Genomic DNA, 16,303 nt, shown 5'->3' with positions numbered 1-16,303 from the left:
ATAGTTTTTTATTACATCACAAAAAACTATCTTATTCATAGGTTTACAATAAAATAAAAAGTTGGCACGGGATTTGTATCATTAATAACCAAGGCTACTGCTTGTAATTTGTCTGCGGAGCTAAAATCGGTTCATGAAGTGCTACTTCTTGCGCCACTCAGGAAGAATACATTGCTTAAGAGGTAATTGTTATGGGTATTTTTTCACGCTTTACAGATATCGTAAATGCGAACTTGAATTCGTTACTCGATAAAGCTGAAGATCCACAAAAAATGGTTCGCCTGATTATTCAGGAAATGGAAGATACATTAGTTGAAGTGCGCTCTGTATCAGCCAAAACTCTATCCGAGAAAAAAGAATTGAACCGCGAACTCACGCGTTTGGAAAACGAAGTAGTGGAGTGGGAGCGCCGGGCAGAATTGGCACTCAGCAAAGATCGGGATGATTTGGCGCGCCAAGCGCTTATAGAGAAAAACAAATTGCAGGAAACTGTTAATTCTGTACAAGCTGAAGTTGCTCGGGTTGATGAACATATCGAGCGGCTATCGGGTGAAATTGGCCAGTTGCAAGAAAAGCTCTCGGATGCGAAAGCTCGGCAAAAATCGATTTTAATGCGTGAACGCACAGTAAGCTCACGTTTATCCGTGAAAAAAACGTTAGATAGTTCTAAAATCGATGATGCGATGCACAAGTTTGATCGGTACGAAGCCAAGATAGATGGCTTGGAATCACAAGTAGATGCTTATGATTTAGGGCAAAAAACGTTAGCCGATGAATTTCGTGCGTTAGAAAATGAATCTCATGTTGATGCGGAATTAGCTGCATTGAAAGCACGAGTAAAAGGCGGTGATGCCAGTGCAGAAGCTAAGCAAGAGGGCACAGCAAAAGGCGGCGCTGCCAAGAGTGCGAAGAAAAAAGATGCGTAGGCTTGGTCCGGAATGGATAATGCCATTCCGGTAGCCTTGAGCAACGAAAAATAATAATGGTTTAACAATGTTTGAAGATCGTAATTTTTACGCATTAGAGGCGGGACAATATATGGACGTTGCAGTGATTTCGATGTTGATTGCACCACTCATTTTATTTGTGATTTTTGTGGCGCCTATTTGGGTGATTCTGCATTATCGAAGCAGAAATAAAATCAGCGAAGGTATGAGCCAAGAAGACGCCGAGCGTGTTCGTGAGTTGGCACAGCAAGCTGAACGCATGCGTGATCGCATTCGCACTTTAGAGAATTTACTCGACGCGGAGCATAGTAATTGGCGCCAAAATGATCGCGGGTGAGGAGATGAGTATGGCTGAGCGAAAAAAAGAACTACGCAGAGATGAAAAGCGCGGAAAAATTGGTGGCGTTTGTGCTGGAATCGCAAACTACTTTGGTTGGGAGCTTTGGGTTATTCGTATTATTGCGGTAACCGCATTGATTTTGGCTTCTAAAGTAACTTTTGTTGCCTACCTTATTGCTTGGATTGTTCTTGATAAGGAATCTAAAAAATCGAAAGGAGCGAGTGATCGCGGGCAGGACCAAACGATAAGAGAGGAAACTCGCGTTGAACGCACTGCCGATGGCCGCACTATCGAGGTGAAAACGAAAGTGTGGGAAGCCGGTAAATTGCCACATTATGCGTTAGCCGATATTGAGGGTGAGTTTGCATCGATGGAAAAATCCTTACGCTCCATAGAAAGCTATGTAACCTCTTCGGAATTCCGAGTACGCCATGAGATTAATCGGTTGTGATTTTATTTTTGTAACACAAGCGAACCCATTGCAAAAATCTACCGAATAAAGAAAGCCTCGCCACTTGTGCGAGGTTTTGTGTAACTGGTGCAAAAACGAAAACTTGGAAAGTTAACCTTACAGCTTGAAGTGGTATAAGCAGTTGTTAGGGATTGCCGAAAATTACCACTCTCCGTAAGCTGTCTGCCATCACATAATTATAACAATTTTTGCGAGTGAATATGGCAGCAACCCGAACCCTGCACCCCGAAACCATGGTTATTCATGGTGGCCATGTGGCGGCAGATGAACATGGCGCATTAGTAGCGCCGTTATATCAATCTTCAACCTTCGTATTTCCAGATGCGGAAACGGGAGGCCGGCGCTTTGCCGGTGAGGAAGCCGGGTATATGTATTCACGGTTAGGAAATCCAACAGTGAATGCATTGGAACAACGTGTAGCGGCGCTCGAGAATATGCCGGCAGCTGCAGCCACAGCAACCGGAATGGGTGCTGTATCGGCGGCAACTATGGCCTTTTTACGCGCTGGCGATCATGTTATTGCCTCCGATTGTGTTTATGGGTGTAGCTTTGCTTTATTTAGCCATTTGTTTGAGCGCTTTGGTGTTTCTGTGAGCTTCGTAGACATGACCGACGCAGCAACACTTGAGGCTGCCTTTCAAGAAAATACCCGGGTTGTTTTTTTAGAAACACCGGCAAACCCACATTTAAAATTGATTGATTTAGGTATGGTGGGTGAGGTTTGCAAACGGCACGAAAATGTAAAAATGATCGTGGATAACACCTTTATGACTCCGTTATTGCAACAACCTGTGGCCTATGGCGCCGATTTGGTATTACACAGCGCCACGAAGTATTTGAACGGGCATGGCGATGTTGTAGCCGGTGTAATCGCGGGTAGCGAAGAAGATATTCAGTTGATCAAAATGACAACGTTAAAAGACATGGGGGCAACTATATCTCCCCATGATGCGTGGTTGATTACTCGTGGTCTAAAAACCTTGGCAATCCGTATGGAAAGGCATTGCAGTAATGCTGACAAAGTGGCTGAGTTTCTGGCGCGGCATCCTAGTATTGCCCATATTTACTACCCAGGTTTTAAGCAACACCCACAACATCGTTTAGTGGGTACACAAATGAAGCATGCGGGCGCCATTATCGCATTTGAGCTACATACAGGTTATGCGGCAGCGGTTGATTTTTTGAATCGCTTACAGATGATTAAAGTGGCGGTGAGCTTAGGCGATGCAGAAACCTTGATTCAGCATCCGGCATCAATGACGCACTCACCATTAAGCCCAGAAGCGCGAGCAAAAGCTGGGATAACCGATGGTTTGGTTCGAATTTCTGTCGGTTTAGAGCACGTTGATGACATCATCAACGATTTATCACAAAGCTTGGCGCAAAATTAAAAACGAGGAGCTAACTATGGCAAAGAAAACGAGCCAATATGTTTCTAAGCAATCTGATGAAAACGGGCACATTGCTTGGACGGATGAAGAGAATCAAATTTGGCACGATTTAGTGGCTCGCCAGCTCGATATGATTCCGGGCAAGGCTTGTGATGAGTATATTGAAGGAATGCGCCTACTCGATATGCCAAAAGATCGCATTCCACAGCTATATGAAATCAACAAAGTATTGGCGGAAACTACAGGCTGGCAGGTTGCGGAAGTGCCGGCGCTAATTCCTTTTGATGAGTTTTTCCGGTTGCTGGCGAACAAGCAGTTTCCAGTGGCTACCTTTATTCGCACCCGTGAAGAGTTCGATTATTTGCAAGAACCAGATATTTTTCATGAGATTTTCGGCCATTGCCCATTGCTCACCAATCCAGCCTTTGCGCATTTTACGCATCAATATGGCCGGCTTGGTTATGCCGCTTCCCCTAAAGAGCGGGTATATTTAGCGCGGTTATATTGGTTTACGGTAGAATTTGGTTTGTTGAAAACCAAAGAAGGTTTACGCATTTACGGTGGCGGTATTTTATCCTCACCCGGTGAAACTCGTTATGCGCTGGAAAGTGATGTTCCCGAACGCGAACCGCTGAAGCCACTCGATGCTCTACGCACGCCTTACCGCATTGATATTATGCAGCCGATCTATTACACGATTGAGGATGTTAACGAGTTATTCGAAATCGCGGATATGGATATCATGGCAATGGTGCACGAGGCCATGGAATTGGGTTTATTTGAACCTAAGTTCCCACCTAAAGATGCGGCTTAATTGATTGATAATGTAAAAGTAACTATAGGAAATTAGAATGTCGGAATTAAAAGAAATGAAATGCGAAGCCTGCCATGCGGATGCGCCTAAGGTAACTGACCAAGAACTCGCTGAATTGATGCGGGAGATTCCAGATTGGGCACCGGTGGTGCGCGATGATGTTATGCAGTTGGAACGTGTTTATAAATTTAAGAATTTTAAATTAGCCCTGGCGTTCACGAATAAATTAGCGGAGTTAGCGGAAGAAGAATTCCATCATCCAGGAATCTTTTTAGAGTGGGGTAAGGTAACGGTTACTTGGTGGAGCCACGCGATTGGCGGCCTACACAAAAATGATTTCATTATGGCAGCGAAAACCGATCAGCTATTGAACGATTAACGGCAGGTTTCACGCGATAACTATCAGCACTCTCGGGCTTCGGGAGTGCTGATTTTTTTTGTAATGTCTGTATAATTTGCTTTACATACTCCTTGAGGTGGCTTCGCCAAAATACATGCGCTTGGAAATCATTTGTAACGATCGCTTGGGCCTTTGCCAAGATGTGCTGGGAATCTTGCGCGAGAACGAAATCGATTTGAAAGGAATCGAAGTTGATCCGGTGGGAAAGATTTTTCTGAATTTTCCTTCACTGGAATTTGCTGAGTTTCAACTTTTAATGTCGAAAATTCGGCGGATCCCAAATGTTCAAGATGTAAAAACTATCTCGTATATGCCCACTGAACGTGAGCACTATGAGTTTAATTTACTGTTGAGCACGCTACCAAATCCAGTAATTTCGGTTGATTCAAAAGGCCGCGCCGACGTGATTAACAGTGCGGCCGCCGCTTTGCTCGATGCGGATAAATCCGAGTTGAAAGGTGTGCAAATCAATGAGCTCGTGGGTGGTATCAATTTACAACGCTGGCTCGATAAAAAGCCTCGTGATACTAAAACCGAATTCTTGCAATTAGGCTCTGCTAACTACCGCGCTAACATTTTACCTATCTGGGTAAATGATGCCGAGGGTGAACCCAGTTTTGCTGGTGCTGTGATTCATTGCCAATCTGAACCAGTTCCGATACAGCCAGGCCACAACGATACCAACTCACCCTTCACCCAGCTACTTACTCAGCATTCTGCGGTTAAGCGCTTGTTAAAAGACGCTGAACGTATGGCACAACTTGATGTTCCATTGCTTATTGAGGGTGAAACCGGTGTTGGCAAAGAACTCTTTGCGCGTGCTTGCCATCAAGCGGGCAATCGCAGCCAACAACCATTTCTCGCGGTAAATTGCGGCGCACTTCCTGATAATGTTGCTGAGAGCGAGCTGTTTGGTTACGGCGCCGATGTGTTTAGCCATCATCCTCAGGGGAAAAAAGGCATTTTCGAACAAGCGAATGGGGGTACGGTGCTGCTCGATTCTGTTGGCGATATGTCGCAGGAATTGCAGGCCAAGCTGTTGCGGTTTCTTGAAGATGGCAGGTTTCGTCGAATCGGCGAAGAGCAAATGGTGAAAGTTGATGTGCGCTTGATTTGTTTAGCGCGTGGTGAATTGTTTTCCAAGGTAGAGGCGGGTTCTTTTCGCGAAGATCTGTACTATCGATTAAATGTGCTTTCACTGCAGTTACCGCCATTGCGCGAGCGTAAAGGTGATATCGCGCTGCTTGCCGAGCATTTTGCTTATAAGTTTTGTGTGCAGTTGCAGCGGCCGCCAGTAAGAATTGCGCCTACTACCCGAGAATACCTGAATCAATACAGTTGGCCGGGTAATGTTAGGCAATTAGAAAATACTTTGTTTCGTTCCCTTTCAATGCTGGAAAGAGATGTTTTAGAGCCGCATGACATCCAACTACCTGAGATGCCAACTATGCCGGATCAACTTAACATTAATCTCGATGAAAGCTCTTTGGAAGAAGCAGTCAAGCGTTTTGAAAGCACTTTGTTACGCCGCCTTTACCCGAGTTATCCAAGTACTCGGCAGCTTGCCCGTAAGCTTGGGCTCAGCCATACCGCCATTGCTAACAAACTCCGTGATTATGGCATTGGCAAACAACGTCGCCGCTGAGTTCCGGTAGGGCTTGGCTTCGCATGGAACGCAGTGGCTTCCGGTGGGGCTGTGGATGCCAGCCAGAACCGCTCAAGCACATCCATGTGTCGCTGTGTACCGCGCCATCCTTGGCGCGGACACTTCTGCCTGGCATCCACAGCCCCACCTCGCGCCACTGAATTCCATGTGGCAGACACCCAGCTTTGCCGGTAGCCCTCCGCAAATACGCCTTTGCATGGAGCGCAGTGGCTTCCGGTGAGGCTGTGGATGCCAGCCAGAACCGCTCAAGCACATCCATGTGTCGCTGTGTACCTCGCCATCCTTGGCGCGGACACTTCTGCCCGGCATCCTCAGCCCCACCTCGCGCCCCTGAATTCCTTGCGGCAGACACCCAGCTTTGCCGGTAGCCTTCCGCAAATACGCCTTCGCATGGAGCGCAGTGGCTTCCGGTGAGGCTGTGGATGCCAGCCAGAACCGCTCAAGCACATCCATGTGTCGCTGTGTACCGCGCCATCCTTGGCGCGGACACTTCTGCCCGGCATCCTCAGCCCCACCTCGCGCCACTGAATTCCTTGCGGCAGACACCCAGCTTTGCCTGAACCGTTACAGCGAAATGAAACTACTATGGAAAGTATACAAGACACCTTCATGCTAATATGTAAATATATATTTACATAAGAGGCTGCCAGTATGGTTTGTGCTTGTGATGTAAAGGTAACGTTACGAACGTTTAAGTTCTATGCACAGCTGAGTTGCGCCGCCTTTGCTAGCCTTTACATAGATAAACAAGGTACAACAGAGTTGGAATATTCTTTCACTCCGCATTACTTGTGCGGCGAGTGTTGGCTACCGAGTTTCGACCGTACATTATGGCAACGGCAAATTCAGTAGCTATATAACGATAATGAGGAAATAAAGATGAGCGATATTAATCCGTTAGGAACTGATGGTTTTGAATTTGTTGAATACACTGCGGCTGATAGCAAGGGCATCGATGCATTAAAACAGTTATTTACGCAATTAGGGTTCACTGAAGTAGCGAAGCATCGCCGGAAAGATGTTTGGTTATTCAAACAAAACGACATCAACTTTATTGTGAACGGCCAGCCTTCTTCACAAGCTGAAGATTTCGCTCGTGAGCATGGCCCAAGTGTTTGCGGTATGGCATTTCGTGTAGCGGATGCAGATCATGCAATGCAGCATGCCTTAGCTAACGGTGCGAAAGAGTTTAAAGCCGATGTTGGCGCTATGGAACTGAATATCCCGGCAATTTATGGCATCGGTGAAAGTGCCTTGTACTTTGTTGATCGCTACGGCAGCCAATCGATTTATGATGTTGATTTTCGTTTCTATGACAACTGGGAAGCGGAAATGAAAGACTTTGCGGTAGGTATGGATTACGTTGATCATCTTACCCACAATGTATTTCGCGGTAACATGGATTTATGGGCTGGTTTTTATGAGCGTATCGGCAACTTCCGTGAGGTTCGCTATTTCGATATCGAAGGTAAACTTACCGGCCTATTGAGCCGCGCAATGACTTCGCCATGCGGTAAGATTCGTATTCCTATCAATGAATCGCACGATGATAAATCGCAAATCGAAGAATACCTGAAAGATTACAATGGCGAGGGTATTCAGCATATTGCAATGAGTTCGGATAATATTTATCGCACTGTGCGCACACTTCGCGAGCGTGGTATGGAGTTTATGACAACGCCAGATACGTACTACGACAAGGTAAATGAACGCGTTGAAGGCCATGAAGAGAACCTTGATGATTTGCGTGAGCTGGCGATTCTTATCGATGGTGCGCCAATGAAAGATGGTATTTTGTTACAAATTTTCACAAAAACTGTGATCGGGCCGGTATTCTTCGAAATTATCCAGCGTAAAGGTAACGAAGGGTTTGGTGAAGGCAACTTTAAAGCGTTATTTGAATCGATTGAAGAAGATCAAATTCGCCGTGGAGTATTAGACAATGCGTAAACCGATTTCTTTCCCGAAGCAGGTAGGGAAGGCTTCGCGCCAGGCTCATGCTGATTTTCCGGAAGAAGCGATTTATGAGCGGGAAGCAGGGCGCAGTGGCTTTTTTGGCCCTGCCACTCACTTTCACCACACCCATGCACCAACCGGTTGGAGCGAATGGGAAGGGCCATTGCGGCCGCGGTGTTTTGATTTTAATAAGCTTAGTGGGCTCGATACCGCTTCGCCTTGGTTAGCGGAGAACTTACTGTTCAACGCGCACTGTAAATTTCGTATTTGGCATTTAGATTCAGCGATGAAAAAGCTCGCTCGAAATGCCGATGGCGATGATTTGTTGTTTGTGCACGAAGGTGCCGGCGAGCTCTTTTGTGATTACGGCCACTTGAGTATTCGCGATGGTGATTACGTGGTTATTCCGCGGTCCACTAACTGGCGCATTGAACCCGCCGAACCGATGCAGCTACTCATGATTGAAGCTACGAACGGTTCCTACCAATTGCCGGAGAAAGGGTTAGTGGGTAATCATGCTATTTTCGATCCAGCTTGCTTGGATGTGCCTGATATTGACGATGCATTTAAAGCGCAATACAGCGAGGAAAGTTGGCAGGTTGAAGTGAAGCGGCACGGCGAGGTTTCTGTGGTTACCTTCCCTTATAACCCACTTGATGCCGTTGGTTGGCATGGTGATTTATCGCCGGTACGGGTGAATTGGCGCGATTTTCGCCCGTTAATGAGCCATCGGTATCATTTACCACCTTCTGCCCACACAACATTCGTGGCAGAGCGTTTCGTGGTTTGTACTTTTGTTCCACGCCCGATTGAAAGTGATCCGGGTGCACTGAAAGTGCCTTTCTATCACAACAACGATGATTATGATGAGGTATTGTTTTATCACGCCGGTGATTTCTTTAGCCGCGATAATATTGACCGCGGTATGGTAACCTTTCATCCAGCTGGCTTTACTCATGGGCCTCATCCGAAAGCGTTTCAAGCTGGGCGTGAGCATAAAAAGAAATTCACTGATGAAGTAGCGGTTATGTTGGATGCTCGGGATTCTTTGCAGGTAGGTGAAGTTTCGCACACCGTTGAGAATCCAGATTACGTAATGAGCTGGCAGGAGAAAAAATAATGAAATTAGCGACGTATCGTGATGGTACCCGAGATGGCAAGTTAGTGGTGGTGAGCCGAGATCTTGCTCGCGCGGTAGCTGTTCCAGAAATAGCCGGCACCATGCAAGTTGCGGTTGATAATTGGGAAAAAGTGGAAGCGAATCTAAGAGAAGTTTATATCGCGTTGAACAACGATAAGCTAAACGACGATTTTGCTTTTGAAGAAGCACAATGTGAGAGCCCGTTACCACGCGCGTTCCAATGGGCCGATGGCAGTGCCTATGTGAATCACGTTGAGCTCGTACGGAAGGCGCGCGGTGCCGAAATGCCACCAAGTTTTTGGGAAGATCCGTTAATGTATCAAGGTGGTTCTGATGCATTTATTGGGCCGCGGCAAGATATTGAGCTTGGTTCTGAAAGCTGGGGCATCGATTTTGAAGGTGAAGTAGCGATTATCACCGGCGATGTACCTATGGGTGTTGAGGCTAACGATGCCCGTGAGCATATCCGTTTACTCATGTTAGTGAATGATGTTTCTCTGCGAGGCCTTATTCCTAACGAACTAGGTAAAGGGTTCGGCTTTTTTAACTCGAAGCCAAGCTCAGTGTTCTCGCCAGTGGCGGTAACCCCAGATGAACTCGGCGATGCTTGGCAAGGCGGGAAGGTTCATTTGCCACTTCGTTCAACCTATAACGGCGAGCTTTTCGGTTATCCGAATGCCGGTGAAGATATGACATTTAACTTCGATCGCTTAATACAACATGCTGCAATGACGCGGCCGTTGAGTGCGGGCACTATTATTGGTTCTGGTACTGTATCGAATAAGCAGGGCACGGATCATGGCAGTGCAGTATCTGAAGGTGGTGTAGGTTACAGCTGTATCGCTGAAGTTCGCATGATCGAAACGATTCGAGATGGCAAACCAACTACTGAATTCATGAAGTTTGGTGATACTATTCGTATCGAAATGAATGACCATGAAGGCAATAGCATTTTTGGCGCTATTGATCAGAAAGTAGTTGCCTACAAAGGCCCGCAGTAATGAAGCTTTATGGTTACTGGCGCTCCTCAGCGAGTTATCGGGTGCGTATAGCGCTAGCTTTGAAAGAGTTGGAATACGAATATTGCCCTGTGCATTTGCTTAAATCGGGTGGCGAACAAAAAAGTTCTGAATACGTTCGCCTTAACCCGGCAAAGCTGGTACCAACGCTAGAGCTAACGGATCCGAATACAGGCGACAGGTTGGTTCTCAATCAATCTCTAGCGATTATAGAGTACTTGGATGCGCGCTTTCCAAGCCATCGATTAATTCCAGAAGATCCCGCACGCGCGGCGGTAGTGCGTACTTTGGCTCTGGATATGGCGGCAGATTTGCAGCCTATTGCGAATTTGCGTGTGTTGCAGTATTTAACCGGGGAGCTCGGGCAACCTGATGAAACTAAGGTTACTTGGATTACTCATTGGGTTGAACAAGCGTTTACTGCTTTCGAAGCTCGCCTGCAACATACCGCGGGCAGCTTCTGTGTGGGGGATACGGTTAGCCTTGCCGATGTGTGCTTAATTCCACAGGTGTATAACGCTAAGCGATTTAATGTTGATCTAAGTGCATATCCGCGGTTGCTCACGGTTACCGAGGCGTTAGAAGCCTTACCGGCTTTTATTGCGGCAAAGCCAGAAAATCAGATTGATGCGAATAGCTGAGATTCAACGCAGGTTTCAGTTTAGATAGCTCATATAAGCTCGGTATGTCTTATCATCTCCGAGCTTTTTTGTTTTAATAAGTAATTATTTTGGCGTTCGTATTGAGTTTTGCATTTAAATCGGAGCAATTAGTAGCGGCTAATAGCGGATGATTTTTAAAATGAAGGATAACGGAATGAAGAGAAAACTTACGGTAGCGATTAGCGCAGCATTATTTAGTGTGGCCTGTTCTAGTTCTGAACCCATGCAAGAAGGTATGGCTGAGGTGAGCTCTCCGGTTGCGCAAAGCACTCAGCAAACGGCTTACCAAGGCTCAGAACGAGGGCAAGCAAACGCTCGTGAGCAGCGCGAATCTGTGTTTAGTATGCAACAGATCATGGCGGATCCTGATTGGATTGGCCGCGCCCCTGAGAATGCGTATTGGTCTTGGGATGGCCGCAGTGTATTGTTTAGCCGTAAGCGCGAAGGAAGCCCACAGCGTGATTTATTCCAACGGCCCCTCACAGCCGGTGGTAATGGAAGCCAAGTAGCTCTCAGCGCGCTTCATGCTCATGCGTATGGCAATGCTGTTGAGAATTCTGATGGTTCGCTGCACGCCTATATCTTTGAACGCAATATCTTTGTACTCGATGCGAGTTCAGGTGAAGTACAGCAATTAACGCGGGATAGCCAGAACAAAACAAGCCTACAGTTTTTACGAGATGGCCGCTTGAGTTACCGCATAGGAAACGATATTTATGCCATTAGCTTGGCCAATGGTTTCACGGAGCTGGTACTTTCGTTGCAAACTCAAGATGCACCGGAAGCGCTGAAAGAACCGGCTGATATTCTTGCTCGCGAAGAGATTAACCTAATCGAATACAATCAAGTTCAGCGTCGCCAGCGCCAAGAGCGGTTTGATGATCAACAGGCTTTGGCTGCGAATAATTCATCACTTGCGCCAGAGCCATTTTATTTGGGTAGTAATATTCAAGTTGTGGAGGTGAGCTTATCACCATCAGCTCAGCACGCCATTGTGGCGGTTACGGAGCCACAGAGCTGGCGTGGTGAGGGTGACCTCATGCCTCGATACGTAACGGAATCGGGGCGAATTGAGAACCAGAACGTGCGTCGCCGTGTTGCTGATGCAAAGCCAGTGAATCACACTTTGTATTGGCTAGATTTAAACACTGGTGAAAAAACCGAACTGAGTTATGAGAGTTTACCTGGGTTTGACGAAGATGTTTTGGCCGCTGTGCGGGAAGAAAACTATGCCGCGGAAGGAAAAACCTACGAAAGTAAAAACGCGCCTCGTGCCATTGGCTTAATGCCGGGCTGGTCGGCGCCAGAAGGTAACATTGTTTGGAACGAAAACGGCAGCGCAGTAGCGCTGATGTTGCGCGCCTGGGATAACAAAGATCGCTGGATCGCCACAATTGACTTTGCTTCAGCGAACTTGGTGAGCCAGCACAGGCTGCACGATGAGGCATGGATTAACCGTGATTTTAATGCCTTTAACTGGCTGCCAGAAAGTAATTCACTTTGGTATCTTTCTGAAGAAAGCAATTATTCTCATCTTTATGTTAAAAACCTCGATAATGGCAACGTTGAACAAATTACCGATGGTCGGTTTTTGGTTGATAACGTAACCTTGAGCCAAGCGGGCGATATGTTTTACTTTCAAGGAAATGTAGAGCATCCGGGGATTTATGAGATTTATCGCGTTTCTGTAAACGGCGGCGATATCGAGCAGCTTACTGATTTAAACGGAATGACAAACTACAGCTTAAGCCCCGACGAAACCCGGTTACTGCTCACCCATTCTAGCCCTTTGCAGCCTAATGAGCTGTATGTGCAGGAAATACGGAATGGTAGCGCGGCAACACAGTTAACCGAAACGGTGTCAGCTGAATTTGAGAGTATGCCTTGGGCCGAACCAGAAATAGTGCAAGTGCCTTCCTCTCATGTGGATGACCCTATTTATAGCCGGGTTTATTTGCCAGAGGATTTCGATCCGAACCGAGCTGAGGGATACCCAGCTGTTGTATTCATTCACGGCGCGGGCTATTTACAAAACGCACATGGGGGCTGGTCGGGCTACTTCCGCGAGTTTATGTATCACAGCAAACTTACGGATTTAGGCTACGTGGTACTCGATCTGGATTTCCGTGGCTCTGCCGGTTACGGCCGTGATTGGCGTACTGCTGTGTATCGGCAAATGGGCACGCCAGAAGTGGAAGATTTAGTTGATGTTGTAAACTGGATGGGTGAGCACCGTAATGTAGACGTTGAGCGCGTAGGCACTTACGGTGGTTCGTATGGTGGCTTTTTAACCTTTATGGCACTTTTCAAAGAGCCAGGCTTATTTAAGGCAGGCGCTGCGTTGCGGCCAGTTACTGATTGGGCTCACTACAATACAGGCTACACATCAAATATCTTGAATTTACCCCAAGACGATATGATTGCGTATCGCCGCAGCTCGCCAATATATTTTGCGGAAGGCTTAGAAGATGCATTACTAATTAATGCACCCATGGTTGATGATAACGTATTCTTTCAAGATTCTGTGCGCTTAGTGCAGCGGCTGATTGAGCTGGAGAAAGAAAATTTTGAAACCGCTATCTTCCCCGTTGAGCCCCATGGTTTTGTACAGCCATCGAGCTGGCTTGATGAGTATCGGCGGATTCACAAATTATTTGAAACCCATTTGCACTAAAAGGTAGCTAAGTATTTCGGTTGTTTAAAAATCAATAAAAAGCTAACGAGCTTGAAGCCGAATACTGATAGAAAAATACGGGTATAAAAAAGCCCCAACGTGTTGGTTCTGCCAACGAGTTGGGGCTTTTTAATGCATGCCTTTTCGATTATTTACCTACGCTCATAACCTAGCAGTGTAAATTAAAGAAGCAGGTGCTGTTCAGCTGAATCGATGCGGGTAATGTAAAGCCCTATGGTTTTGGTTTTACAATATCAATGGGTTTTCGGCGCAACCCCGGTACTGCAAGTGCGCCGCCGATAGCACCACCAACATGGCAGAGGTAAGCCACTTGGGCCCCCAACCAAAAAGATTCATCCGCTGAAAGCGTTAAATCAACACCTAGCTTCACGATCATAACCATTAAAATGGTGATCCCAATTGGCCTTTGCGTGCGCAACAACGAAACTCCGACATACACAAAAATACCGTGCAGCACACCCGATAAACCAACAAAATCGTAATCTTGCTCGAGCAGAATGGGAACTAACGAAGCACCCAAGGCGCTGATCATCATTACGTTTAATAATAATCTGCCTTGGATGTAACGCCGGAATAATATTGCCGTAAGTATGAGCGCTGCCAAGTTCACCCATAAATGTTGATCATTCAAGTGCACAAGGTGCGTGGTAAAAATCCGCCAAGGTTGTCTTAACAGATCAGTTTCGGTTAATACCAGCCAATTCTGCACGTTGGGGTTTAAATGAATGGCTACTAAAATAATAGCCAGCACGAGTGGTGCGAGCATGAAGCGGGTATTTTGGATAAGCTTATTCATAGGGCCTTTTTTAAAATCAGAATTAGATAAACTCATGGTTCGAACTCTACTCTAAATTGCGATGCGGTGTTTGGGCGCTTATGATAGCCTTAAATAAGTAATTACAGCAAAAAAGGCGGTATCAATGCTAAAGAAAACAAACTCGCATCGTTTTTCTATGAAAAAATCTCCTCTGAAGCAATTTTCTTTGCAAGGATTGTTTACAAAAACGTGGCAGCAGCTACCCGTTGCGAAATGCATCGGTGTAACCGTGAGTGCCTTGGCATTTTTAACCGCATGTTCGCCAGCATCGAGCGAGCGCGAAGCCTTTGATCCAGAAGCGGCTACGGGTTTTGCCGACAATCAAGTGGTGTACGCCCAGGAATATATGATTTCCGCGGCAAACCCGCATGCTGTTGAAGCAGGCTTAGCAGTGCTGGCTGAGGGCGGAAGCGCCATTGATGCCGCCGTTGCAGTACAAGCGATGCTAACTCTTGTCGAGCCACAATCATCCGGGATTGGTGGTGGTGCCTTTATGTTGTATTGGGATAACGAAACGCAAACCTTACATAATCTTGATGCCCGTGAAACGGCACCCATGGCTGCTACCGCAGAATTATTTTTAGATGCTGAGGGTAACGCGCCAACTTGGATTGAAGCCGTTGTAGGCGGCCGTTCAGTAGGAACACCGGGAGTTATGCGAGGCTTAGAAGCCGCTCACCAGCGTTGGGGTAAGTTACCATGGCAGCGTTTGTTTGCTGAGAGTATTGCGTTATCTGAGCAAGGCTTCGAGGTATCGCCTCGGCTGGCGCAACTACTGGAAATGGAAATTAACCCAGGTGTTTCGCAAACTCCGGTAACTCGTGAATACTTTTTTCCGAATGGTGAGCCGTTGCAGGCGGGTAGCCTGAAAAGGAACGTAGAATTGGCAAATACGTTGCGTTCAATTGCCGAGCAGGGCGCAGATGCGCTCTATTCGGGCGAAATTGCGGAAGATATCGTTGCTGCTGTGCAAACGAACGCTATTGCACCGGGTTTACTCGCGCTCGATGATTTGGCAAGTTATGAACCGGTTTGGCGAGAACCCGTATGTGGGCCTTATCATCGATTTGAGATTTGCAGTATGGGGCCACCAAGTTCAGGCGGTATCACTATGCTGCAAACGATGGCTCTACTCGAACCGTTTGAGTTATCTAAGCTTGATGTGAACGGGGAAGAGGCTTTGCATTTCTTCACCCAAGCTTCTCGTTTAGCTTTTGCCGATCGCAATCGGTATATCGCTGATGCGGATTATGTTGATGTGCCTTTGGCTGCTTTACTGAACCCAGAATATCTAGAGAGCCGGATTGCGCTTATCGGTGGCACTGATATGGGCAAGGCTGAACCGGGTAGCTTGAATGATTTGCAGCGTGCTGATGATCAATCACCGGAGTTCCCGAATACGAGCCATATTAGTATCGTTGATAAGCAGGGTAATGCTGTATCCATGACAACCACCATTGAAATGGGCTTTGGTTCCGCGGTAATGGCTCGCGGGTTTTTGTTAAATAACCAGCTTACGGATTTCTCCTTGGTGCCCGAAGTAAACGGCGTTCCGGTTGCTAACCGAGTGGAGCCTGGCAAGCGGCCCCGCAGTTCAATGTCGCCCGCGGTTGTGTTTGATGAAAACGGCGATTTACTACATATTGTTGGCTCACCGGGTGGCCCGCGCATTATTAACTATGTCACACAAACATTAATTGGGCTGCTTGATTGGGATTTAAACATGCAAGAAGCTATTGATTTACCCAAGATTACTAACATGAATGGTGCAACTGCGTTAGAAGCAGATACTGCTATCGTTGAGCTTCAGGCTCTGCTTGAAGCCCGTGGCCATGAAGTTCAGGTGCGCCCGTTAAATAGTGGTTTGCATGGTATTAGTATCGGTGAAGATGGCCTTGAGGGTGGTGCCGATCCTCGCCGTGAAGGCATTGCGAAGGGCCAATAGGGAACAATTAACCAATTACCTGAACAGGAAGGGAATGC

14 protein-coding genes are annotated in these 16,303 nt (G+C 46.8%); 13 read left to right on the top strand and 1 reads right to left on the bottom strand.

Annotated elements, in window-relative coordinates; genetic code table 11:
* The first annotated feature begins 191 nt into the window (after positions 1-191).
* From pspA to CWE08_RS04655, 12 genes are all read left to right on the top strand, one after another.
* Positions 192-926, top strand: coding sequence for a phage shock protein PspA (gene pspA, locus CWE08_RS04710; protein WP_126766094.1), 735 nt, complete (start codon positions 192-194; stop codon positions 924-926).
* Positions 927-1,038: 112 nt separating this feature from the next.
* Positions 1,039-1,284 carry an envelope stress response membrane protein PspB gene (pspB, locus tag CWE08_RS04705; protein WP_126766558.1) on the top strand — a complete coding sequence of 82 codons (246 nt, stop codon included), beginning with the start codon at positions 1,039-1,041 and terminating at the stop codon, positions 1,282-1,284.
* 10 nt (positions 1,285-1,294) lie between these two features.
* Positions 1,295-1,738, top strand: coding sequence for an envelope stress response membrane protein PspC (pspC, locus tag CWE08_RS04700; RefSeq protein ID WP_157981227.1), 444 nt, complete (start codon positions 1,295-1,297; stop codon positions 1,736-1,738).
* A 221-nt stretch (positions 1,739-1,959) separates the two neighbouring features.
* Positions 1,960-3,150, top strand: a complete 1,191-nt coding sequence (gene megL, locus CWE08_RS04695; protein ID WP_126766089.1) for a methionine gamma-lyase — start codon at positions 1,960-1,962, stop codon at positions 3,148-3,150.
* Between the two features lie 16 nt (positions 3,151-3,166).
* Positions 3,167-3,964: a phenylalanine 4-monooxygenase gene (gene phhA / locus CWE08_RS04690; protein WP_126766086.1), complete on the top strand. Its 798-nt coding sequence runs from the start codon at positions 3,167-3,169 to the stop codon at positions 3,962-3,964.
* A gap of 37 nt (positions 3,965-4,001) precedes the next feature.
* Entirely contained in the window at positions 4,002-4,343 is a 342-nt protein-coding gene (locus tag CWE08_RS04685) for a 4a-hydroxytetrahydrobiopterin dehydratase (protein ID WP_126766084.1), read from the top strand.
* Between the two features lie 115 nt (positions 4,344-4,458).
* Positions 4,459-6,009 carry a transcriptional regulator TyrR gene (gene tyrR, locus CWE08_RS04680; RefSeq protein WP_126766081.1) on the top strand — a complete coding sequence of 517 codons (1,551 nt, stop codon included), beginning with the start codon at positions 4,459-4,461 and terminating at the stop codon, positions 6,007-6,009.
* Positions 6,010-6,909: 900 nt separating this feature from the next.
* Positions 6,910-7,980, top strand: coding sequence for a 4-hydroxyphenylpyruvate dioxygenase (gene hppD / locus CWE08_RS04675; RefSeq protein WP_126766078.1), 1,071 nt, complete (start codon positions 6,910-6,912; stop codon positions 7,978-7,980).
* Positions 7,973-9,106, top strand: coding sequence for a homogentisate 1,2-dioxygenase (locus CWE08_RS04670; protein WP_126766076.1), 1,134 nt, complete (start codon positions 7,973-7,975; stop codon positions 9,104-9,106). The genes hppD and CWE08_RS04670 overlap by 8 nt, the downstream gene beginning before the upstream one ends.
* Positions 9,106-10,128, top strand: coding sequence for a fumarylacetoacetate hydrolase family protein (locus tag CWE08_RS04665; RefSeq protein ID WP_126766073.1), 1,023 nt, complete (start codon positions 9,106-9,108; stop codon positions 10,126-10,128). Before CWE08_RS04670 ends, CWE08_RS04665 begins: the two co-directional genes overlap by 1 nt.
* Positions 10,128-10,787: a maleylacetoacetate isomerase gene (maiA, locus tag CWE08_RS04660; protein ID WP_126766071.1), complete on the top strand. Its 660-nt coding sequence runs from the start codon at positions 10,128-10,130 to the stop codon at positions 10,785-10,787. The genes CWE08_RS04665 and maiA overlap by 1 nt, the downstream gene beginning before the upstream one ends.
* A gap of 175 nt (positions 10,788-10,962) precedes the next feature.
* The gene (locus tag CWE08_RS04655) at positions 10,963-13,482 is read left to right on the top strand and encodes a prolyl oligopeptidase family serine peptidase (protein WP_126766069.1); all 2,520 of its coding nucleotides are present in this window, start codon (positions 10,963-10,965) and stop codon (positions 13,480-13,482) included.
* A gap of 232 nt (positions 13,483-13,714) precedes the next feature.
* Here CWE08_RS04655 and rrtA read toward each other — a convergent pair whose 3' ends face one another.
* Positions 13,715-14,335, bottom strand: coding sequence for a rhombosortase (gene rrtA, locus CWE08_RS04650; RefSeq protein ID WP_126766067.1), 621 nt, complete (start codon positions 14,333-14,335; stop codon positions 13,715-13,717).
* An 88-nt stretch (positions 14,336-14,423) separates the two neighbouring features.
* Here rrtA and ggt point away from each other — a divergent pair, with 88 nt between their 5' ends.
* Positions 14,424-16,265, top strand: coding sequence for a gamma-glutamyltransferase (gene ggt / locus CWE08_RS04645; RefSeq protein WP_241973830.1), 1,842 nt, complete (start codon positions 14,424-14,426; stop codon positions 16,263-16,265).
* Positions 16,266-16,303 lie beyond the last annotated feature (38 nt).

The organism is Aliidiomarina iranensis, assembly GCF_003987135.1.
Lineage (GTDB): Bacteria > Pseudomonadota > Gammaproteobacteria > Enterobacterales > Alteromonadaceae > Aliidiomarina > Aliidiomarina iranensis.
The sequence above is the reverse complement of the archived record's forward strand: the minus strand, read 5'-3'. Positions and strand labels throughout refer to the sequence as shown.